General features: G+C 64.3%; 19 protein-coding genes. 10 read left to right on the top strand and 9 right to left on the bottom strand.

Going from position 1 to position 20,052, the window contains the following annotated elements; genetic code table 11:
• Positions 1-86: 86 nt before the first annotated feature.
• Positions 87-548, top strand: a complete 462-nt coding sequence (locus tag AC097R_RS15070) for a CBS domain-containing protein (RefSeq protein ID WP_479598943.1) — start codon at positions 87-89, stop codon at positions 546-548.
• A gap of 27 nt (positions 549-575) precedes the next feature.
• Here the strand turns inward: AC097R_RS15070 and AC097R_RS15065 are convergent, their stop codons facing one another.
• Positions 576-1,793 carry a polyhydroxyalkanoate depolymerase gene (locus tag AC097R_RS15065; protein ID WP_479598942.1) on the bottom strand — a complete coding sequence of 406 codons (1,218 nt, stop codon included), beginning with the start codon at positions 1,791-1,793 and terminating at the stop codon, positions 576-578.
• Between the two features lie 146 nt (positions 1,794-1,939).
• Between AC097R_RS15065 and AC097R_RS15060 the strand changes: the two genes are divergently transcribed.
• Entirely contained in the window at positions 1,940-2,596 is a 657-nt protein-coding gene (locus tag AC097R_RS15060) for a glutathione S-transferase (protein WP_479598941.1), read from the top strand.
• 6 nt (positions 2,597-2,602) lie between these two features.
• On the opposite strand, the gene AC097R_RS15055 is transcribed toward AC097R_RS15060, so the two are convergent.
• Complete coding sequence (locus AC097R_RS15055; RefSeq protein ID WP_479598940.1) at positions 2,603-3,025, bottom strand: cupin domain-containing protein; 423 nt, start codon at positions 3,023-3,025, stop codon at positions 2,603-2,605.
• Between the two features lie 79 nt (positions 3,026-3,104).
• Positions 3,105-4,682 carry a methyl-accepting chemotaxis protein gene (locus AC097R_RS15050; protein WP_479598939.1) on the bottom strand — a complete coding sequence of 526 codons (1,578 nt, stop codon included), beginning with the start codon at positions 4,680-4,682 and terminating at the stop codon, positions 3,105-3,107.
• A gap of 114 nt (positions 4,683-4,796) precedes the next feature.
• Here AC097R_RS15050 and aroC point away from each other — a divergent pair, with 114 nt between their 5' ends.
• Genes aroC through aroQ form a run of 3 tightly spaced genes read left to right on the top strand, consistent with a single transcriptional unit; the run spans position 4,797 to position 7,598 of the window.
• Entirely contained in the window at positions 4,797-5,891 is a 1,095-nt protein-coding gene (gene aroC / locus AC097R_RS15045; protein WP_479598938.1) for a chorismate synthase, read from the top strand.
• Positions 5,892-5,896: 5 nt separating this feature from the next.
• On the top strand, positions 5,897-7,117 hold the full coding sequence (locus AC097R_RS15040; RefSeq protein ID WP_479598937.1) for an MFS transporter: 1,221 nt from the start codon (positions 5,897-5,899) through the stop codon (positions 7,115-7,117).
• Positions 7,118-7,145: 28 nt separating this feature from the next.
• Entirely contained in the window at positions 7,146-7,598 is a 453-nt protein-coding gene (aroQ, locus tag AC097R_RS15035) for a type II 3-dehydroquinate dehydratase (RefSeq protein WP_479598936.1), read from the top strand.
• A 13-nt stretch (positions 7,599-7,611) separates the two neighbouring features.
• On the opposite strand, the gene AC097R_RS15030 is transcribed toward aroQ, so the two are convergent.
• Positions 7,612-8,370: a DeoR/GlpR family DNA-binding transcription regulator gene (locus AC097R_RS15030; RefSeq protein WP_479598935.1), complete on the bottom strand. Its 759-nt coding sequence runs from the start codon at positions 8,368-8,370 to the stop codon at positions 7,612-7,614.
• A gap of 63 nt (positions 8,371-8,433) precedes the next feature.
• On the opposite strand from AC097R_RS15030, the gene nudK reads away from it, so the two are divergent.
• Positions 8,434-9,045, top strand: a complete 612-nt coding sequence (gene nudK, locus AC097R_RS15025; protein WP_479598934.1) for a GDP-mannose pyrophosphatase NudK — start codon at positions 8,434-8,436, stop codon at positions 9,043-9,045.
• Between the two features lies 1 nt (position 9,046).
• Here the strand turns inward: nudK and AC097R_RS15020 are convergent, their stop codons facing one another.
• Positions 9,047-9,946 carry a LysR family transcriptional regulator gene (locus tag AC097R_RS15020; RefSeq protein WP_479598933.1) on the bottom strand — a complete coding sequence of 300 codons (900 nt, stop codon included), beginning with the start codon at positions 9,944-9,946 and terminating at the stop codon, positions 9,047-9,049.
• A 13-nt stretch (positions 9,947-9,959) separates the two neighbouring features.
• A complete protein-coding gene (locus AC097R_RS15015; protein ID WP_479598932.1) occupies positions 9,960-11,045 on the bottom strand; it encodes a calcium:cation antiporter in 1,086 nt (361 codons plus the stop codon).
• A 140-nt stretch (positions 11,046-11,185) separates the two neighbouring features.
• On the opposite strand from AC097R_RS15015, the gene AC097R_RS15010 reads away from it, so the two are divergent.
• The 4 genes from AC097R_RS15010 (at position 11,186) to AC097R_RS14995 (ending at position 15,656) form a co-directional block, all read left to right on the top strand.
• Positions 11,186-11,965, top strand: coding sequence for a DODA-type extradiol aromatic ring-opening family dioxygenase (locus tag AC097R_RS15010; RefSeq protein WP_479598931.1), 780 nt, complete (start codon positions 11,186-11,188; stop codon positions 11,963-11,965).
• 104 nt (positions 11,966-12,069) lie between these two features.
• A complete protein-coding gene (locus AC097R_RS15005) occupies positions 12,070-12,633 on the top strand; it encodes a helix-turn-helix domain-containing protein (protein WP_479598930.1) in 564 nt (187 codons plus the stop codon).
• A gap of 21 nt (positions 12,634-12,654) precedes the next feature.
• Positions 12,655-14,349, top strand: coding sequence for a cation:proton antiporter domain-containing protein (locus tag AC097R_RS15000; RefSeq protein WP_479598929.1), 1,695 nt, complete (start codon positions 12,655-12,657; stop codon positions 14,347-14,349).
• Between the two features lie 173 nt (positions 14,350-14,522).
• On the top strand, positions 14,523-15,656 hold the full coding sequence (locus AC097R_RS14995) for a methyl-accepting chemotaxis protein (protein ID WP_479598928.1): 1,134 nt from the start codon (positions 14,523-14,525) through the stop codon (positions 15,654-15,656).
• A 108-nt stretch (positions 15,657-15,764) separates the two neighbouring features.
• Here the strand turns inward: AC097R_RS14995 and AC097R_RS14990 are convergent, their stop codons facing one another.
• The 3 genes from AC097R_RS14990 to AC097R_RS14980 are packed head-to-tail and all read right to left on the bottom strand — an operon-like array spanning position 15,765 to position 20,047.
• On the bottom strand, positions 15,765-17,381 hold the full coding sequence (locus AC097R_RS14990) for a diguanylate cyclase domain-containing protein (protein WP_479598927.1): 1,617 nt from the start codon (positions 17,379-17,381) through the stop codon (positions 15,765-15,767).
• A gap of 18 nt (positions 17,382-17,399) precedes the next feature.
• The gene (locus tag AC097R_RS14985) at positions 17,400-18,788 is read right to left on the bottom strand and encodes an L-serine ammonia-lyase (protein ID WP_479598926.1); all 1,389 of its coding nucleotides are present in this window, start codon (positions 18,786-18,788) and stop codon (positions 17,400-17,402) included.
• Between the two features lie 35 nt (positions 18,789-18,823).
• A complete protein-coding gene (locus tag AC097R_RS14980) occupies positions 18,824-20,047 on the bottom strand; it encodes a D-amino acid dehydrogenase (RefSeq protein WP_479598925.1) in 1,224 nt (407 codons plus the stop codon).
• Positions 20,048-20,052 lie beyond the last annotated feature (5 nt).

The raw sequence follows: 20,052 nt of genomic DNA, 5'->3' as shown, positions 1-20,052 counted from the left end.
CTCCGTGACAAGAAGGGGATGAATCGCTGGGATTGTGGGCTATATTTGGGCACATAGCCCCAACCGAAGTGTCACGAGGAAGCACCATGAAAGTCAGCGATATTCTGCGCGTCAAAGGCGGTACGCTTTTTGTCACCAAACCGGAAGACACCCTGGCAGACGCTGCCCAGCTCATGGCCGAAAAAGACATTGGCTCGCTGGTGGTGATTTCGCATGGTCTGGTGGTGGGGATGCTGACCTTCCGTGAAGTGATCCAGGCCGTGGTGAAAAACGGCGGCAGCTTCGGCACCACCACTGTTTACCGCGCCATGGACCCCGGCCCGCTGACCTGCACCATGGAAACCGAAATGGACGAGGTGCGCCGCATGATGCTGGACCGCCATGCGCGCTACATGCCGGTGATTGAGAACCGCATGCTCATGGGGGTGGTCAGTTTCTACGACGTAGCGAAAGCCGTGGTGGACAGCCAGAACTTCGAGAACAAAATGCTCAAGGCCTACATCCGCGACTGGCCCGAAGGCGAAGACGCAGCCTCCAAGGCCGACTAAGCCGGTCCGAAGACCGTGCCGTGGGGCCTAGCCCTCGCTGGCATGGATCATGTCCCGCACGCGCGGGTAAATCTGCTGGTTCCACCTGCGACCACTGAACACCCCATAGTGCCCCACACCGGTCTGCACATGGTGTGTTTTCATATACGGGCGCACGCTGCTGCACAGGTCTTGCGCGGCCACCGTCTGGCCCACCGCACAAATGTCGTCGCGTTCCCCTTCCACCGTCATCAGCGCCGTGCGGCGAATGGCCGCGGGGTTGACGATGCGGTCCTTGTAAGTCAGCTTGCCCAGTGGCAGGTCGTAGGTCTGGAAGACTTTTTCCACCGTCTCCAGGTAGAACTCGGCTGGCAGGTCGTTCACGGCCAGGTACTCGTCGTAGAACACGCGGATGATGTTGGCCTTCTCCACGTCGCCATTCACCAGATGCTGGTACAGATCCTTGAAAGACTGCTTGTGGCGGTCCAGGTTCATGCTCAAGAACGCGCTGAGCTGCACAAAGCCCGGGTAGACGCGGCGCATATAGCCCTTGTGCGGCAGCGGCACATGGCTGATGAGGTTTTTCTCGAACCACTCAATCGGTTTGCTCACGGCCAGCTTGTTGACTTCGGTGGGGTTCACGCGGCAGTCCACGGGGCCGGCCATCAGCGTCAGGCTGCGCGGCTGGGCCGGGTCATCGTCTTCCGCCATCAGGGCCGTGGCCGCCAGCGCGGCCACACAGGGTTGGCACACTGAAATTACGTGGGTGCCCGGCCCAATCGTTTGGGTGAAGCGGATCATGTGGTCGATGTAGTCGTCCAAGCCGAAGGCGCCGTGGCGCAGTGAGACATCGCGGGCGTTGTGCCAGTCTGTGATGTAAACGTCGTGGTCCTGCAGCAGGGTGCGCGCGGTCTCGCGGAGCAGCGTGGCAAAGTGGCCGGACAAGGGCGCCACCAGCAGCACCTTGGGCTGAGGTTCTGCCGTGGCCTGCTGCTTTTGGAAGTGCAGCAGGGTGCCAAAGGGCATGGTCAGCACGGCCACTTCGGCCACAGGAATGTCGCGTTCTGCCACTTTCACGCTGTCGATGCCGTAGGCCGGGCGCGAGTGGGTCAGTCGCAGGCGGGAAAGTACCTCCATGCCGGCCGCCATCTTGCGCAGCGCACTGCCCTCGGTCTGGTTCATCCAGAGGGAAGCACCCAAGCCCTGGGCCAGCAGGCGCAGTGGCGAGGTGAAATCAGACTGACTTTGGTAGGCTTGGTAGAGCATGGTGGTCCCGTCCGGTAAAGGGCATAGCCCATATGGACCCATTGCAGGCAATTTGCGCGCCAACCCGCGCTGGGCATGCCATGATGGCCTGTATTGGCACAACCCTTGCACGTGCCCATCCACCGATCTCCGTTGAAAGATTCTCCATGGCCAAAGCGGTTCTCACGATCAGCAGCAAAAACTACGGTGCCTGGGCCCTGCGTGGCTGGCTCATGGCCAAGCTGTCAGGTCTGGAGTTCACCGAAAAGATCATTTCGCCGGAAGACCCCGCCATGAAGGCCGAGATGCTGCTGCTCTCCAGCAGCATGCTGGTGCCGTTTCTGCAGCACGACGGTGTGACCGTCTGGGACACCCTGGCCATTGGCGAGTACCTGCACGAAATCAAACCCAAGGCCCATCTGTTGCCCGACGACGTGCGCGCCCGTGCGCACTGCCGCTCGGTGTGCGGAGAAATGCATTCGGGCTTTGCCTCCATGCGCGGTTCGCTGCCCATGAACCTCAAGGCCCATTTCCCCAAATTCAAGGTGTGGTCGCGTGCGCAGGCCGATATTGACCGTGTGCTGGCTATCTGGAAGGACTGCCTGCAAAACTACGGCGGCCCCTACCTGTTTGGCAAGAAGCCTTGCTTGGCCGATGCCATGTACGCGCCGGTGGTGACCCGTTTTCTGACCTACGACGTCGCCATCGGCAAAGAGGCGGCGGCCTATTGCAAACGCATCATGGCGCTGCCTGCCATGCAGGAGTGGGTAGAGGCCGCCAAAGCCGAGCCCGAAGAGATTGACGAGCTCGACGCAGAGTTCTAGGCCTTTTCAGACCCAGGGCGTGGGCGCCGGCACAGCGCACACCGGGTCTACGTCGATCGACTTGAAGTCTGCGGGCGAGACGATCTCTAGGTACTCCATGTCGGGCGAGTAGTCGAACAGAAAGTGGCGAATGCCGGGGCGCTGGTGCACCACGTCACCGGCCTGCACCAGGGTTTCCTGGTCCTCGTACATGAACTTCGCCCAGCCCTTGGTCATGATCACGATCTGGAAATCCGCCTCATGTCGGTGCCATCCTGTGCCTGTTTCTGGTGCCATATTGGCCTTCACCAGGTGCGCAATCACCTTGCCATGGGTGGCCTCGGCCACGCCCAGGTCCTTGTACAAAAAGAAATCGCGCAAGCCGCCCGATACAAATTGTGTGTCTTCGGGCTTGACGTGGGAAAACTTCGTGGCGGTGCGGTCCAGCATGGGAGGCTCCTTTCAGAAAGCGGTTTAAACACTAGATTGGTGCAGTGCAGCACCATGCATAAACCGTTCCAGAGGTCACCTACGCAGACAGTGCCAAACGCCGAGGCGCCCCACCTCCCACGTTGAAGACGGACACCAGCTGTGCCAGGTGCTGGGCCTGGTCCCGCATGGCCGAAGCCGCCGCGGCAGACTCCTCCACCAGGGCGGCGTTTTGCTGGGTCATCTGGTCCAGATTGCCCACCGCCTGGTTGACCTGGGCAATGCCATCGCGCTGCTCGGTAGAGGCTGCTGTGATCTCGCCAATCAACTGGCTGACCTGCTGCACGCTGCTGACAATCTCGCCCATGGTTTCGCCCGCCTGCTCCACCTGGCGCGAGCCGGTCTCCACGGTTTCGACCGAGGTGTTGATCAGGGCCTTGATCTCCTTGGCCGCCTCGGCAGAGCGCCCGGCCAGCGAACGCACTTCACTGGCCACCACGGCAAAGCCACGGCCCTGCTCACCGGCGCGTGCGGCTTCCACCGCAGCGTTCAGCGCAAGGATGTTGGTCTGGAAGGCAATGCCGTCAATCACGCTGATGATGTCGCCAATCTTGCGGGAAGACGCGGTGATGTGCTGCATGCTTTGCACCACCTGGCCCACCATCTCGCCACCGCGCGACGCCACCGTGGCGGCCTTGGCTGCGAGGTCGTTGGCTTGGCGGGCGGTATCTGCAGACTGGTTGACCGTGCTGGTGAGCTGCTCCATGCTGGCGGCGGTTTGCTGCAGGTTGGAGGCGGTTTGCTCGGTGCGGGCCGACAGGTCGTTGTTGCCCGTGGCGATCTCGCTGGAGGCGTTGGAGACCGACTCGACGCCGCTGCGCACCTGGGACACCAGGTCACGCAACTTGACCGCCATGTCGGACTGTGCCCGCATCAGCATGCCAAATTCGTCTTTGCGGTCATCGCGTGCTTCCTGGGTCAGGTCGCCATCGGCAATGGCCTGCGCCACCGAGACGGCCCGTCCCAGCGGCTGTGTGATGGAACGCACCAGCACCATGCACAGGAAAATACCCAGCGCAAAGACCACTACGACGGCTACCAGCGCCACCATGGTCAGGCCCTGGCGCACCTCTTCGAGTGCGGCCTGGGCAGCATCCCGTTGTTGCTCCTGCGTGGTCACAAATTTGTCGATGGCCGCCAGGTAGGCGTCTGCCAGTGGCCGGTATTGCTTGTCCAGAAAGGCCTGCTTGGCGGCCGCGTCATCCGAGGACTTCACCTCCTTGGCCTTGTCGCCCATGCCGCGGATCTCGGCACGCGTCTTGGCCACATAGGCCAAGGCGTCCTTGTCCAGCTGCGAGGTCGCGCCTTTGGTGACGGCCTCTTGCACCGGCGTGATGCGCGCGGTCAGTGCGGCTACCTTGGTGTCGTAGTCTTTTTTTAGCGCCTCGTCGGTGGTGACGATGCTGCCCATGGACATGGTCACTGCCAGCTCGGCGAGTCCCCGCCAGCGCACGGCGGTGGTGATCGCGTCCTCGTACTTGCTGACCATGTGCATGGTGGAGTCCGTCGCAGTGCGCGAGCGCAGCTGCGTCCAGGTGGCGGCCACTACCATCAGCAGCAACAGGCCCATCACGACCAGCCACAGCTTGTGCGCCACGCGCATGTTGTCGAATTTCATAACGTCTCCTCGGGGCAAAGTAAGTGCGGCCTTGTGTGCAGGCTGCTCAAGCCATCCTAGTGGAATTTCGGTGCCATGCAAGCTTCGTTCGTTGGGTCAGGGATAATCCCTAGCATGAGCGGAAACACCTTCGGACATCTCTTCACCGTCACCAACTTTGGTGAATCCCACGGCCCAGCCATTGGCTGCGTGATTGACGGCTGCCCTCCCGGCCTGGAACTCAGCGAGGCCGACATCCAGGGTGACCTGGACCGCCGCCGCCCCGGTACCAGCCGCCACGTCACCCAGCGCAACGAACCCGACGCGGTGCAGATCCTCAGCGGCGTGTACCAGGGCAAGACCACGGGCACGCCGATTGCGCTCTTGATCCAGAACACCGACCAGCGCAGCAAGGATTACGGCAACATCCTGGAAACCTTCCGCCCCGGCCACGCCGATTACACCTACTTCCAGAAATACGGCATCCGCGACCCGCGTGGCGGTGGCCGCTCCAGCGCCCGCCTGACGGCGCCTATGGTGGCGGCCGGTGCCGTGGCCAAGAAGTGGCTGAAGGAAAAGTTTGGCACCGAATTTCGCGGCTGCATGACGCAGATTGGCGAGCTGCCGATTGCCTTCGAGAGCTGGGAGCATGTGCCCCACAACCCCTTCTTTGCGCCCGTGGCCGATGTGCAGGCGCTGGAAGACTACATGGACGCACTGCGCAAGGCCGGGGACTCCTGCGGTGCGCGCATCCGCGTCAGCGCCTCCAATGTGCCGGTCGGCCTGGGCGAGCCACTGTTTGACAAGATGGACTCCGACATCGCCTACGCCATGATGGGCATCAACGCCGTCAAGGGCGTGGAGATTGGTGCCGGCTTTGGCAGCGTGACCCAGCGCGGCACCACGCATGGTGACAGCCTGACACCCAATGGCTTTGCCAGCAACAACGCAGGCGGCGTGCTGGGCGGCATCACCACCGGGCAAGACCTGGAGGTGAGCATTGCCATCAAGCCCACCAGCTCCATCATCACACCGCGTGATTCGATCGATGTGCAGGGCAACCCCACCGAGGTCATCACCAAAGGCCGGCACGACCCCTGTGTGGGCATACGCGCCACACCCATTGCCGAAGCCATGTTGGCCCTGGTGGTGATCGACCATGTACTGCGCCACCGCGCGCAGTGTGGCGACGTGGTGCCTGCGCTCACGCCCATCGCGGCCAGCGTTTGAGCGCCGTGGCTGAGGCATCTGCGTCGGCCACGCGCCGGCACCTTCTTCCGTTTGCGGCCCTGACCGCGAGCTACTCCACCCACGCAGGTTTCTTCACCCCGTTTTTGCCACTGTGGCTCAAAAGCCTGGGCCTGAGTCTGGTGGTCATCAGCGTGCTGACTTCCCTCCAGGCGGCGACGCGCATGGTGGCGCCGTATGCCTGGGGTGCACTGAGTGACCGCACAGGCGAGCGCGCCAAGCTGCTGCGCTATGGCGCCCTGATTGCCTTGGTGGTGTCGGTAGGCCTGTGGTTTCCGGGCTCCAATGCGTGGTGGCTGGGGCTGGTGTTGTTGGCCATGTTTGCGCAGACCAGCGGCATGATGCCGATGACCGAGGCGGCCGTGGCCCATGTGGTGAGCCAGGGTGGCGCATTTGACACCAAGCTCTATGGCCGTGTGCGGCTGTGGGGGTCGCTTGGGTTCATGCTGGCCGTGCTCGGTGCGGGCGCCTGGTTTGAGCACGTGGGCATGCGCAGCTTTCCCTTCATCGTGAGTGCCACCTTGGTGGCACTGCTGGTGTTTGCCTACCGCATGCCCGATGTGAAAGAAGAGCACCACGCCAGTGCTGACGCGGTGTCGCAGCCCATTGGTCCGGTACTGGCCCAGCCCGCGGTGCGCTGGCTGTTTGCCTCGGTGTTTTTCCATGTGCTGTCGCACATGGGCATTTACAGTTTCTTCTCGCTCTACATCGATTCGCTGGGCTACAGCAAGACCATGATCGGCCTGCTGTGGGCGGTGTCGGTGACTGTAGAGATTGGCTGGTTCTTCACCCAAAGCCGCTGGATGCCCAAGGTAAGCCTGACCGGCTGGTTGGTGCTGTGTGCGGCGGTCATGGTGTTTCGTATGGCAGCAACGGCGTCCATGGCTTCGGTGTTGTGGGTACTGGTGATTGCCCAGGCGCTGCACGCGCTGACGTTTGCAGCCCACCACAGCGCCTGCATTGCGCTGATGTCGCACCACTTTCCGGGCAAACTGCGCGGGCGCGGCCAAGCCTTGTACATTGTGATTGGCTACGGCATTCCTGGCGTGATCGGCGGCTTGGTGGGCGGTCAGCTCAGCCAGCACTTTGGCCTGGCCAGCGTGTTCTGGGGCACCACGGCCATGGCGATGGTGGCCTGCGGTTGCGCTTACAAGGTCTGGCGCATGCGCCACCCGGCGGGCGGTGCGGCGACCGCTGCCGCGGCCTGATTGGTTTGTATTTTTCTAGGACGTTTTCATGAAAACAGCACTCATCCTCAACGGCCCCAACCTCAACCTGCTGGGCACGCGCGAACCCCAGGTCTATGGCAGCCAAACACTGGCCGACGTGGAGGCCCTATGCGAACGCGCCTGCCTGGCCAATGGTTTTGCGCTGGACTTCCGCCAAAGCAACCACGAAGGCACGCTGGTGGACTGGCTGCATGAGGCCGGCCAGCTGCACGCCAAGGGCCAATTGGCTGGTGTGATCCTGAACGCCGGGGCCTACACCCACACCAGCGTGGCATTGCACGACGCGATCAAGGGCACAGGCATCACGCTGATCGAACTGCACATCAGCAATGTGCATGCGCGCGAGGCGTTTCGCCACCATTCCTACATCTCGCCTGCGGCCAAGGCCGTGATGGCAGGCTTTGGCGTCAACGGCTATGCGCTGGCTGTGGCGGGGCTGGCGGGCATGCAAACCGCGTAATTTTTTACGCCCATCAGGGTGCTATTACCACGGTGACACCCGCCTTGCGAAAGCTGCGCAACGTGGCTGTGGGCGTGTCACCGGGCACCACCAAGGTGGTCAGGGCGCTGGTGGGTGCAATCACAAAGGCCGATGCGGCCAGGAGTTTTTCGCTGGAGGCCAGCACCACGGTCTCGGCTGCACGCGCGCTCAGAGCGCGTTTTACATCCGCTTCTTCGCTGTCCCCCGTGCTCAACCCCGCCTGGGGGTGCACGCCCGTTACGCCCATGAAAAACAGGTCGGCGCGGTAGCGCGCGGCGGCCTCGATCACTGCGGTCCCCACGTTCACCATGGAATGGCGGTACAGCCGCCCCCCCAGCACGATGATGTCCAGGTGCGTATGCTGCGCCAGCGCCACAGCCACGGTGGGGCTGTGGGTCACCACGGTGGCGCGCAGATCGGGCGCGAGGTGGCGCGCTACCTGCAGTGCCGTGGTGCCGCCGTCCAGCATGACCAGTTGCCCGGGTTGGACCATGGCAGCACCGGCACGGCCCAGCGCCACTTTGTCTTCCGGAGATACCTCGGCACGCACCGCGAGATTGGCCACCGCAGCGGAGGCGGGCAGGGCGCCACCATGTACGCGCTGCAACTTTCCCTCTTGGGCCAGCTCGCGCAGGTCACGGCGAATGGTGTCTTCGGACGTGCCCAGCTCGGCGGCCAGGGATTTGGCCAGAATTTGCCCGTCGGCCGCCAGGCGGGTCAGGATCAGTTGTTTGCGTTGGGTGGTCAGCATGGCCTGTTGTATTTGCACGAAATTACGTAATAATGCATGATACTGCATATTTCAGGAGAAGCCATGAATACCTCCCTTTCTTACGCCACTGCGCCTGCCGTGCGCATCCTTCAGAGCGAGGTGCTGTCTGACGACTGGTACACGCTGAAGAAAACCACCTTTGAGTACCAGCGCCGCGATGGCAGCTGGCAGCGCCTGAGCCGCGAGACCTACGACCGCGGCAATGGCGCGGTGCTGTTGCTGTTCAACGCTGAGCGCGGCACGGTGGTCCTGACGCGGCAGTTCCGCTTTCCCGCGTTTGTGAACGGCAGTGCCGATGGCATGCTGATCGAGGCCTGCGCGGGCCTGCTCGATGGCGACGACCCCGAAGCCTGCATACGCCGTGAGGTGCAGGAGGAAACCGGCTTCCAGATCCAGTCGCCACGCAAGCTGTTTGAGGCCTACATGAGCCCGGGCTCGGTGACTGAGAAGCTGCACTTTTTTGTGGCCGAGTACCAGGCCCACCAGCAGACGGGCGAGGGCGGTGGCATGGCACACGAGGGCGAGGACATTGAAGTGCTGGAGCTGCCCCTGGTCGATGCTTTGGCCATGGTGCACAGCGGCGCGATTCAGGATGGCAAGACCATCATGTTGCTGCAGCACGCCGCGCTGACCGGGTTGGCCCAGCTGCGCTAGCTCAGGCCCAGGCGGGTGTCTGGAACGAGTGGGCCAGAAAGTCGACCATGGCGCGCACCTTGCTCGGCAAATGCTTGCGCGTGGGGTACATGGCGTGGATGCCCAGCGTGGGGCCCTGCAGTGTGGGCAGCACGCGCACCAGGCGGCCCGCGCGCACATCGTCACCCACCAGAAAACCGGGTTGGTAAATCAGGCCCTGGTCGGCCAGCGCGGCGGCGCGGCAGGTGTCGCCGCTGTTGGCGCGCAGGCGGGGGTGCGTGGTCACGCTGTGGGCTTTGCCCTGGGCGTCGGTCAGCGTCCACACATCGCCGCCGGACCACCACGAATACGCCATCACGCTGTGCTGGGCAATGTCATCCAGCGTGGTGATGGGCGGTGCGGAGCGTAGGTAGGCGGGGGAGGCGCACAGCAGCACCTGGTCATGCGCTAGCGTGCGGGACACCAGCGTGGAGTTGGCCAGCAGCGCAATGCGCACCGCCATGTCAAAGCCTTCTTCCACCAAGTCCACCACGCGGTCGGTCAGCGCAATGTCCAGTTCCACGCGCGGGTGCAGTTTCAAAAACTCGCCCCATAGCGGCGCAAGGTGCAGGTTGCCAAACGTCAGCGGTGCATTGATCTTCAGGCGGCCGGTCACCGCGCCCGCACCTTCGCTCACTGCCGCGTTGGCATCGTTCACGTCTTCCAGAATCTGGCGGCAGCGCTCCAGGTAGTCGCTGCCCGCATCGGTGAGTGAGAGGCGGCGTGTGGTGCGGTTCAGCAGCCGGGTGTTCAGGGCCGCTTCCAGCTCCAGCACCAAGCGCGAGACCACGGCCTTGGAGGTGTCCAACCGCTGCGCCGCCTGCACAAAGCTGCCGGCCTGCACCACGGCCACAAAGGCCTGCATCTGGCGAAACTGGTCCATGGCGGCGCGCGCCTCAGGGCACGATGGTGGTGAACAAATAGGTGGCCAGCAGCACCAGATGCACCACGCCCTGCAGCACCGTCGTGCGCCCGGTGCTGAGCGACAGCGTGGACACAAAGAGCGACAGCAACAGCAACACGCTGGACTTGATGTCCAGGCCCAACGTCAGTGTCCAGCCCGTAGCCAGCGACACGATGGCCACGGCGGGAATGGTGAGTCCAATGCTGGCCAGGGCCGAGCCCAACGCCAGGTTCAGGCTGGTCTGCAGCCGATTGGCGCGGGCTGCGCGGTAGGCGGCCAGGCCCTCGGGCAAAAGCACCACCATGGCAATGATGATGCCTACCACCGCCTTGGGTGCGCCTGCGCCGGCCACGGCGGCCTCGATCGTGGGCGCCAGCGCCTTGGCCAACAGCACCACGGCTACCAGACCCAGCAACAACAGGCCCGCGCTGATGGCGGCCAGCTTGCCGCCAGGGGGCTGCGCATGGACTTCTTCGTCGGTCTTGGCCTCGGGGGGCAAAAAGTAATCGCGGTGGCGCACGGCCTGCACCAGCACAAAGGTGCCGTACAGCACCAGCGAGACGATGGCCACAAACGCCAGCTGGCTGGGGCTGTAGACCGGGCCGATCACGCTGGTGGTGTAGTTGGGCAGCACCAGTGTCAGCACCGCGATGGCGGCCAACGTGGTGAGTGAGGCGCTCACGCCCAGCTGGCCAAAGGTTTGTTCACGGTAGCGGCTGCCGCCGGCCAGCAGGCACAGGCCGACGATGCCGTTCAAGATCAGCATCACCGCGGCAAACACGGTATCGCGCGCCAGCGCTGTGGTCTCGGGGCCACCGGCCAGCATCATCGAGACAATCAGCGCCACCTCGATCACCGTGATGGCCAGCGCCAGCACCAGCGTGCCGTAGGGCTCACCCACCTTGTGCGCCACCACCTCGGCATGGTGTACGGCGGATAGCACGGTGCCCACCAGCCCGGCGGCCAACAGGGCCACCCACCAGCCACCGGCCAGGCCTAGCAGGCTGCCCCCCAACAACACCCAGCCGCCCACGGGCCAGGCCACAGACCAAAGGGGCAGGGGAGCGTGCTTTTGCATGGCAGGGCTTTCTTTCAAGGTGTGAATGCCTCTATTGTCAACAAAACAGAGACATTGAATCAATGGGGCGGCTATTTATCTTTGTTTTCCAGGCTTTTACAGTGCAGGTATCGCTTTTGAATATGCACAAGGAACCCACCATGACCGCACTGCCCAGCCTGTTTGTCTCCCACGGTGCCCCGCTGTTTGCGGTGGACGCCGGTACCACCGGCCCTGCGCTGCAGGCCTGGGGTGCCACGTTGCCGGCCGACTTGCGCGGCATCGTCATCATGTCGCCGCACTGGATGGCGCGCAGCCCCGCGGTGATGACCACGCCCCAACCCAGCACCTGGCACGACTTTGGCGGCTTTCCGCCCGCGCTGTATGAACTGAACTACCCCGCACCGGGCAGCCCGGCGCTGGGCTTTGAAGTGATTGCTGCGCTCAAGGCCGCTGGCATCACCGCCCAGCCTGACGACACCCGCCCGCTGGACCACGGCACCTGGGTGCCACTGATGCACATGCTGCCACAGGCGAATGTGCCGGTTGTGCAAGTGGCCCTGCCCATGGGTTACGGCCCGCGCGAGGTCTACGCCATGGGCGCCGCCCTGGCCGGTCTGCGTGCGCAGGGGGTGCTGGTCATGGGCTCTGGGTCCATGACGCACAACCTGGGCGAGTTTTTTGGGGGCGAGCGCGCCGTGGCGCCCTATGTGACCGAGTTCAGCCGCTGGATTGAGAAGCAGCTCAGCACCGGCAACCTGGACGCGCTGCTGGCCTACCGCGCCCAGGCGCCACACGCCAGCCGTGCCCACCCGAGTGAAGACCACTTTCTGCCGCTGTTCTTTGCGCTGGGCGCTGCGGGCGCGGATGCGCGGCCGGACTACCTGAGCCGCGAGGTGATGTACAGCATGCTGGCGATGGACGCGTTCACGCTGCAGTGATTTTTTCGAATTAATACAAATTAATTTCGATTATTTCGAATTTATGGGTTTTGGCGGTGAAAATGGGGGGCTAAACACCCTGCGCAGCCGATGCGCCTTTGCCCATGTCCGACGCCAGCGCATTCACCGGTAGTACCAGCCACACGCTTCCCGCATTGGATGGGCTGTTTGCGCAGCTGAAGGCCACCTTTGCCCAGCACGTGGAGGTGGAAGACGCGCCAGATTCCCGCGTGCTGCGCGTAGCCGGGCTGGAGCTGCGGGTGCCCACGGTGGCCGGCAGCGCCGCGGAGCTGGTCGCCACCGTGTGCGAACGGCTGGCAGAAGTGGCGGCCTTTGGCGTGACCACGGCGCTGACCGATGCGTCGCCCCAGGGCACACGCCAACGCATGGCGTTGGTCAGTGCGCTGGCGCTGCTGGAGGCCTCTGCTGGCACTTCGCCCGGGCAGGGCCACGCCCGCCGTTCGGATGCCGCTGGCGACCTGCTCACCACGGCCGAAGTGGCTGCACAACTCGGTATGAGCCGGCCCTATGTTTCCATGCTGTGCGACCAGGGCAAGCTGGGCGAGGTGACGCGGTCGGAGGGCGGCCACCGCCGTATCTCCAAGCAGGCCGTCGATGCCTACCTGCGCACGCACGGCAATGCCGCACGCACGCATTCCCCATCCTGAGCCCCCGCAGACCCCACATCCATGGACCATTCCGTCAGCCTTATCACCACCCTGGCCGCCGGCTTTGGCTTGGCGCTCGTCCTGGGCTTCGTCGCGGTGAAGCTGAAGTTTCCTGCGCTGGTGGGGTACCTGCTGGCCGGCATCGTGATTGGCCCGGCCACGCCGGGCTTTGTGGCCGACGCGCAGATTGCCTCGCAGCTGGCCGAGGTGGGTGTGATGCTGCTGATGTTTGGCGTGGGCCTGCACTTCTCCATCGACGACCTGCTGGCCGTGCGCAAGATTGCCTTGCCCGGGGCCATCGTGCAGATCGTGGTAGCCACGGCGCTGGGCGCGGGCGTGGCCATGTTCTGGGGCTGGTCACTGGGGGCGGCGCTGGTGTTTGGCATTTCGCTGTCGGTGGCCAGCACCGTGGTGCTGCTCAAGGCGCTGGAGAGCCAGGGCCTGACGGATGCGGCCGACGGCCGTATCGCCATTGGCTGGCTGGTGGTGGAAGACCTGGCCATGGTCCTGGTGCTGGTGCTGCTGCCCGCGCTGGCGCCGTCGCTGGGCGGTACCGCCACCACCACCGGCCGCAGCACGGCGATGACCATCGTCATCACGCTGGCGCAGGTGGGCGGCTTTGTGGCCTTCATGCTGGTGGTGGGGCGGCGCCTGTTTCCGTGGATCTTGTGGCAGGTCACCAAGACCGGCTCGCGCGAGCTGTTCACGCTCAGCGTGGTGGCCGCGGCAGTAAGTATTGCCTATGGCTCCGCGGCGCTGTTCGGCGTGTCGTTTGCGCTGGGGGCGTTCTTTGCGGGCATGGTGCTGCGCGAGTCCGAGTTCAGCGCCCGCGCGGCCGAACAAACGCTGCCGCTGCAGGACGCGTTTGCCGTGTTGTTCTTTGTATCGGTGGGCATGCTGTTTGACCCCATGGTCATCGTGCAGGAGCCGCTGCATGTGCTGGCCACGGTGGCGGTCATCATCCTGGGCAAGACGGTGGCTGCCGTGGTGCTGGTGCTGATGCTGGGCTACCCGGCGCGCACCGCGCTGGTGGTGGCGGCCAGCCTGGCGCAGGTGGGGGAGTTCTCCTTCATCCTGGCCGGCTTGGGCATGGTGCTGGGCTTGCTGCCCAAGGAAGGCAACAGCCTGATCTTGGCCGGCGCCTTGATTTCGATTGCGCTGAACCCGCTGGTGTTCAGCGCGGTGCAGCCGGTGTTGCAGTGGCTGCAGCGCCACCCCACGCTGGCCGCACGGCTGGAGTTGGCGGTCAACCCGCTGGCCGAATTGCCCATGACCACGGATGCCAAGTACCTTGCCAACCAGGTGGTCATCGTGGGCTGGGGCCGCGTGGGCAAGCTCATTGCCGGCGCGCTGACTGAGCAAGGCATTCCCTTCGTGGTGGCCGAATCCAACCGCGACTCGGTCGAGGCGCTGCGGGCCCAGGGTATCCCTGCCGTGTGGGGCGATGCCACCGAGCCCATGGTGCTGGTCCAGGCGCACATCCGTGAGGCGCGCGCACTCGTGATTGCCACACCGGAGACCCTCCAGGTGCGCGGCATGGTAGAGGTGGCACGCACGCTGAACCCCAACATCCACGTGGTCGTGCGCAGCCACAACGCCGAAGAGGCCGCGCGGCTGGAGAACGATGGCGCGGGCACGGTGTTCGTGGGGGAGCGCGAGCTGGCCAAGGCCATGATCGGTTGCGTGCTGGACTTGGTGGTGCCGTCAAGAAAATGACAGAAAGTGGCCTCTAGCCCCCGTATTCATTGCGCCAGCAGCTATTAAATTAGTAGCGAATTTGTGGGGTGAGGGTGGGTTGGGCTAGGGTAATCGGCAGTCGGTTGCGCAGGGGGCTGGGCTACACTGCGCCGATTTAGCGCCAAGAACTTTCATAACCGTATTGGAAGCGCATGCAGTTCCTCAAGTCTCTATCGGTCGGCACCCGCCTGTCGCTGACCTCTGCCATCGTTCTGTCCCTGTTGCTTGCGGTGCTGTACACCGGCTACAGCACGCTTTCATCGGTAGCGGCGCAGGCCGCGCAGTTTCGTGTGCTTGCAGACGAGGCGCAGACCACCATGCTGGTGCTGGCCGGGCTGGCAGTGCTGGTGGGCGTGGTCTCCACCTTCAACCAGGTACGCGGCATCTCGCTGCCCCTGGCCGACGCGATCCAGATTGCGGAAACCGTGGCCTCGGGCGACCTGAGCCACGATTTTGAAAACACCCGCGGTGGCGAGTTTGGCCGCCTGCTGGACGCCATGGGCACCATGGAAGACACGCTGACCGACCTGGTCACCCAGATCAAGGAAAACACAGCGCCGCTGACAGCCTCTTCTGAGGACATCGTCCAGTCCAGCGCAGACTTGCTGCAGCACACGCGCCTGCAGGCCGATGCGCTGAGTGCCACGGCCTCCAGCATGTCGGAGTTGACGTCTACGGTGCAAGAAAACGCACAGCGCGCCCAGAGTGCGAATGCGCTGGCCGTGAACGCCTCGGGCATTGCCCAGCGCGGCGGCGAGGTGGTGGGCGAAGTGGTGCAAACCATGCACGCGATTGCCGACAGCTCGCGCAAGGTGGTGGACATCATTGCCGTCATCGAAGGCATCTCGTTCCAGACCAACATCCTGGCGCTGAATGCGGCGGTGGAAGCCGCACGCGCCGGCGAGCAGGGCCGCGGCTTTGCCGTGGTGGCCAGCGAGGTGCGCAGTCTGGCCGGCCGCAGTGCCGACGCCGCCAAGGAAATTCGCCATCTCATCAGCCACTCGGCCCAGCAGGTGGAGAGTGGCTCGCAGTTGGTGGGCCGGGCAGGCCACACCATGCAAGACATCGTGGGCGCTGTGCGCCAGGTGACCGACATCTTGAGCGAGATTTCGGCGGCCTCCATGCAGCAAAGCCAGAGCGTGCGCCAGGCCACCGAATCGGTGGTGCAGATGCAGGCCGAAACCACCCACAACACCCAGCAGGTAGGCCACACGGCCAGCGCCGCCACCGCCATGAGCGAGCGCGTGCGCAGCCTGCAGAACGCGGTGGATCAGTTCAAGGTCTGAGAGGGCGTTTAAGCCTCATTGAGGCCTCTAGCCCCCGTGGACTATGCGCGAGGCGCTCCTGAATTGTGAGCGGCTACAGCGTCAGACGCGTGGGAACGCGAACAACAATCAGACCGAAGTAGCCACCAGATAACGCTGCCCCCCGGCGTTTTTGGCCTGGTACATGGCGCGGTCGGCGGCCAGCTGCAGGGGATGCGGCGACACCGTGCCGTCACCCATGGCAATGCCAATCGAGGCACTCAGAATGCGCGTCTCTGTGTCCAGGGCAATGGGCGGCGCGATCGCGGCCAGGCATTTGGCAGCCACGGCGGTGGCGGCTTGCTCGGCAGTGGCCGGGTCGGCGTCCAGATCGGCCAGCAAGACGGCGAACTCGTCCCCGCCGATGCGGGCCAGCGTGTCGGACTCGCGCACCACGGCGTTCAGGCGCCGCGCGACTTCCACCAGCGCCTGGTCGCCCGCGGCGTGGCCCATTTGGTCGTTGATGGGCTTGAAGTGGTCCAGGTCAATGCACAGAAAAGCGACGTGGCAGCCACGGCGGTGCGCACGTGCAAGAGCCTGGGCCAGGCGGTCGGCCAGCAGCGCACGGTTGGGCAGGCCAGTCAACACATCGTGGTGGGCCATGTGCACCATTTCTGACTGGCTGGCTTGCAGTTTGACCAGCAGGCGGTTGAAGGCCTCCGTCAAATGTCCCACCTCGTCCTGGCGCGCCACCACCAGGGGTTCCAAGGGCACTTCGCCGCGGGTCATGCGGTCGGCCTGCTGAGCGGCTTGCAGCAGCGGGCGCAGCGCGTAGTACAGCAGAACGGACGCAATGGCGACGAAGGCAAACAGTGCCCAGCTGCCGTGCAGCGTCATATAGCGCTTGGTACGCGCCAGCACCGACAAAGCCTCGGTGGTGGGCAGGCGGGCCACCACAAACCAGCCGGTGCTGGGGACCGACGCCATGGCAGAAATCTCTTCCACCCCAAAGGCATTGAGGGTGGTTCCCGTGCCGCGGTAGCCCTGCATGGCGCGGTCGTGCAAGGCGTTGACGCCCGGTGGCGGTGTGGGCTTGAGCACCATGCTGGGCACGGTGGACGCGATGAACAGCTTGTCGCGCGGCGAGATCAGCAAAAAGCCACCTTGCTTGCCAATGCGGTCCTGGTCCGTGAAGGACAGGAAACCTGGAGTCGCCAGCGCGGTGACGCCCATCAACACCGCGCGTACCTTGCCTGCGGTGTCTTTCACTGGGATCGCCATGGGCAGCACAGCTTCCTGGGTGGTGGTGTTCCGTATGGGGCGCCCCACGGTCAATGCGCCGGATTGGACGGCCTGGAACAGCTCTGCATCCGCATAGCTGGGAAGCGGTTTGGTGGTGGGGGCCGCAGAGCCTGCCAGCACTTTGCCGTCGGGTGTGTAGGCGATGAGGCCGTGGGAAAACAAGGGCTGGTATTGCTGCCGCACTGCCAGCCAGCTTTGCAGGGCCGCGGGGCGTTCCAGCAAGCCCAGCGGCAGGGTGGCCGCCGCCTGGGTCAGCAGGGCTTGGCGTTCCAGCAGCTTCTGGTCCACCTCGCGGGCAACGTAGTTGGCCAGCGTCAGCTGCTGCGCGGCCATCACTGTGGTGATGTCTTCGCGAAGGTAACTGCTCAGGGCCATATAGCGCAATACATTGCCCACCAGAAGCAGGCACATGCCAATAAAGATGATGCGGGTGCCCAGGCTGTTGGCGAAGCGGTGAAACGTCATCCAGCCATGATAAATGCCTCAGCACTCCACAATATTCACCGCCAGCCCGCCGCGCGCGGTTTCCTTGTATTTGGTCTTCATGTCTGCCCCGGTTTCTCGCATGGTCTTGATGACCTTGTCCAGGCTCACAAAGTGTGAACCGTCGCCGCGCAGCGCCATGCGGGCGGCGTTGATGGCTTTGACCGACGCAATCGCGTTGCGTTCGATGCACGGGATCTGCACCAGCCCGCCCACAGGGTCGCAGGTGAGGCCCAGGTGGTGCTCCATGCCAATCTCGGCCGCGTTCTCTACCTGCTCCGGCGTGCCGCCCATCACGGCGCACAGGGCGGCTGCGGCCATGCTGCAGGCCACGCCCACTTCGCCCTGGCAGCCCACTTCTGCGCCGCTGATGGATGCGTTTTCTTTGTAGAGGATGCCGACGGCCGCCGCGGTGAGCAGGAAGTCGATCACGCCTGCGTCTGTGGCCCCTTGCACAAAGCGCGTGTAGTAGTGCAGCACGGCGGGGATGATGCCGGCCGCGCCATTGGTGGGCGCGGTCACCACGCGGCCACCGGCAGCGTTTTCCTCGTTCACAGCCAGCGCGTAGAGGTTGACCCAGTCCATCACCTGCAGCGGGTCGCGCAGCGCGTGTTCGGGGTTGGCGGTCAGCGCCTGCAGCAGCGCCTTGGCGCGGCGCTTGACCTTGAAGCCGCCGGGCAGCACGCCGTCGGCGGCGCAGCCGCGCTTCACGCAGTCCTGCATGACCTGCCAGATGCGTAGCAAGCCCGCGTCAATCTCGGCATCGCTGCGCCAGTGCTGCTCGTTGCGTCGCATGATCTGCGCGATGCTCAGGCCCTGCTGCGCGGCCAACTGCAGTAGCGCATCGCCGCTGGTAAAGGGCAGGGGCAGCACGGTGGCGTCGGGTGCGATCACCTTCTGCCGCGTGCCATCGGCTGCCACCTCGTCGCTCACGATAAAGCCGCCACCCACGGAGTAGTAGATGCGCTCCGACAGTTCCTTGCCCGACGCATCCATTGCCACAAAGCGCATGCCATTGGCGTGGAAGGGCAGGGGCGCACGCATGAAGAGCAGGTCGTCCTTCTCGTGGAAGGCAATGCGGTGCGTGCCACCCAGACTGAGCTGCTGGCTGCTGCGTACTTCGGCCAGCAGCGCGGGGATCACGTCCACCTCCACCGTGTCGGGCTCATGGCCGCTCAGGCCCAGGAGCACGGCCACGTCGCTGGCGTGGCCTTTGCCAGTGGCGCCCAGCGAGCCGTGCAGCCAGCAGCGCACCGTGGCGGTTTGCTCCAGCACGCCGCTGTGCTGCAGGCGCGCCACAAACTGCCGCGCCGCCCGCATGGGGCCCACGGTGTGCGAGCTGCTGGGGCCGATACCGATCTTGAACAGGTCGAAAACAGAGACTGCCATGGTGGACTCCTGGGGGTAGTGTGGACGGGTTTGACTCAGACTGCAAAGTGCTGCTGCACGTGGCCTGCCAACTGGTGCGCGGTAATGGCGGACAGCGTCCAGCCCAGGTGGCCGTGGCCGGTGTTGTAGAACACGTTGGCGCGTCTGCCCCGGCCCACGCGCGGCAGCATATTGGGCAGCATGGGTCGCAGGCCGGCCCAGGGTTCCGCACGGCGCGTACTCACGCCGGGGAAGCACTGGTTCACCCATTGGACGAGCGGGCGTATGCGGTCGGCGCGGATGTCGTGGTTCATGCCATTGAACTCGGCCGTGCCCGCCACGCGGAAACGGTCCTGGCCCAGTCGGCTGGTCACCAGCTTGGTCTCGTCGTCCAGCAGGCTCACCTGCGGCGCGGCCTGCTGGCTGGCTTCGTCATTCAGCTGCACGGTGATGGAGTAGCCCTTGACCGGGTAAATGTTGAGCCGGTCGCCCAGCTGCGCGGCGATGCCACGCCCATGCACGCCGGCACACACCACCACGCCGTCAAACACCTGCGTCTCGGTGCCACCTTCGTGCCGCAGCGTGAGCTGTGCACTGTGGCCATTGGCCCAGGCGCTATGCACCTGGTGGCCATACAGAAACTTCACGCCATGCCGCGCGCAGGCTTTGGACAGGCCGTGGGTGTATTTGTGGATGTCGCCGGTCGAATCGCTCTCGGTGTAATAGCCGCCAAAGTACTGGCCTTGCAGCGTAGGTTCAATCGCGCGCATCTCATCGGGGGTGACGGCGCGGCGCGGCAGGCCGCCGGCGGCCAGCATGGTGGACACGGTGCCCGCGTGCGCAAAACCCACCTTGTTGCGGTAGATATGCAAGATGCCTTTGCGCTTGTGGTCGAAGTCAATGCCTTCTTTCTCGGCCCAGCCAAACAGGTGCTCGCGCGCGGCAATGGCCAGGCGCGTGGTGGCTTCGGTGTTATCGCGGTACTTGGGTATGGCAGCCACAAACTCGGCCATCCAGCTCAGCTTGTGCCAGGTGGGCGTGGGGTTCATCAAGAGCGGGGCGTCCTTGGTGAACATCCACTTCAGCCCTTTGACGATGGTGCTGGGGTGGGTCCAGACCTCGGCGTTGGACGCCGACAGCTGGCCGCCGTTGGCGTACGACGTTTCCATGCCCGCGTAGCGGTTTTTCTCGATCAGGGTGACCTGGTAGCCCGCCTGGGCCAGGGTGTAGGCGCTGGTGACGCCGGTGATGCCGCCGCCAATGATGGCTATGTGTTTCATATAGA

The sequence above is a fragment of the Rhodoferax sp. ZS1R25 genome (assembly GCF_056521335.1).
This window is presented reverse-complemented; position numbering and strand designations above follow the sequence as displayed.

What these genes read in the sequence shown, in the direction of transcription:
- AC097R_RS15070 (WP_479598943.1), top strand. Translation starts at nt 87, where the DNA reads ATGAAAGTCAGCGATATTCTGCGCGTCAAAGGCGGTACGCTTTTTGTC.
- AC097R_RS15065 (WP_479598942.1), bottom strand. Translation starts at nt 1,793, where the DNA reads ATGCTCTACCAAGCCTACCAAAGTCAGTCTGATTTCACCTCGCCACTG.
- AC097R_RS15060 (WP_479598941.1), top strand. Translation starts at nt 1,940, where the DNA reads ATGGCCAAAGCGGTTCTCACGATCAGCAGCAAAAACTACGGTGCCTGG.
- AC097R_RS15055 (WP_479598940.1), bottom strand. Translation starts at nt 3,025, where the DNA reads ATGCTGGACCGCACCGCCACGAAGTTTTCCCACGTCAAGCCCGAAGAC.
- AC097R_RS15050 (WP_479598939.1), bottom strand. Translation starts at nt 4,682, where the DNA reads ATGAAATTCGACAACATGCGCGTGGCGCACAAGCTGTGGCTGGTCGTG.
- aroC (WP_479598938.1), top strand. Translation starts at nt 4,797, where the DNA reads ATGAGCGGAAACACCTTCGGACATCTCTTCACCGTCACCAACTTTGGT.
- aroQ (WP_479598936.1), top strand. Translation starts at nt 7,146, where the DNA reads ATGAAAACAGCACTCATCCTCAACGGCCCCAACCTCAACCTGCTGGGC.
- AC097R_RS15030 (WP_479598935.1), bottom strand. Translation starts at nt 8,370, where the DNA reads ATGCTGACCACCCAACGCAAACAACTGATCCTGACCCGCCTGGCGGCC.
- nudK (WP_479598934.1), top strand. Translation starts at nt 8,434, where the DNA reads ATGAATACCTCCCTTTCTTACGCCACTGCGCCTGCCGTGCGCATCCTT.
- AC097R_RS15020 (WP_479598933.1), bottom strand. Translation starts at nt 9,946, where the DNA reads ATGGACCAGTTTCGCCAGATGCAGGCCTTTGTGGCCGTGGTGCAGGCC.
- AC097R_RS15015 (WP_479598932.1), bottom strand. Translation starts at nt 11,045, where the DNA reads ATGCAAAAGCACGCTCCCCTGCCCCTTTGGTCTGTGGCCTGGCCCGTG.
- AC097R_RS15010 (WP_479598931.1), top strand. Translation starts at nt 11,186, where the DNA reads ATGACCGCACTGCCCAGCCTGTTTGTCTCCCACGGTGCCCCGCTGTTT.
- AC097R_RS15005 (WP_479598930.1), top strand. Translation starts at nt 12,070, where the DNA reads ATGTCCGACGCCAGCGCATTCACCGGTAGTACCAGCCACACGCTTCCC.
- AC097R_RS15000 (WP_479598929.1), top strand. Translation starts at nt 12,655, where the DNA reads ATGGACCATTCCGTCAGCCTTATCACCACCCTGGCCGCCGGCTTTGGC.
- AC097R_RS14995 (WP_479598928.1), top strand. Translation starts at nt 14,523, where the DNA reads ATGCAGTTCCTCAAGTCTCTATCGGTCGGCACCCGCCTGTCGCTGACC.
- AC097R_RS14990 (WP_479598927.1), bottom strand. Translation starts at nt 17,381, where the DNA reads ATGACGTTTCACCGCTTCGCCAACAGCCTGGGCACCCGCATCATCTTT.
- AC097R_RS14985 (WP_479598926.1), bottom strand. Translation starts at nt 18,788, where the DNA reads ATGGCAGTCTCTGTTTTCGACCTGTTCAAGATCGGTATCGGCCCCAGC.
- AC097R_RS14980 (WP_479598925.1), bottom strand. Translation starts at nt 20,047, where the DNA reads ATGAAACACATAGCCATCATTGGCGGCGGCATCACCGGCGTCACCAGC.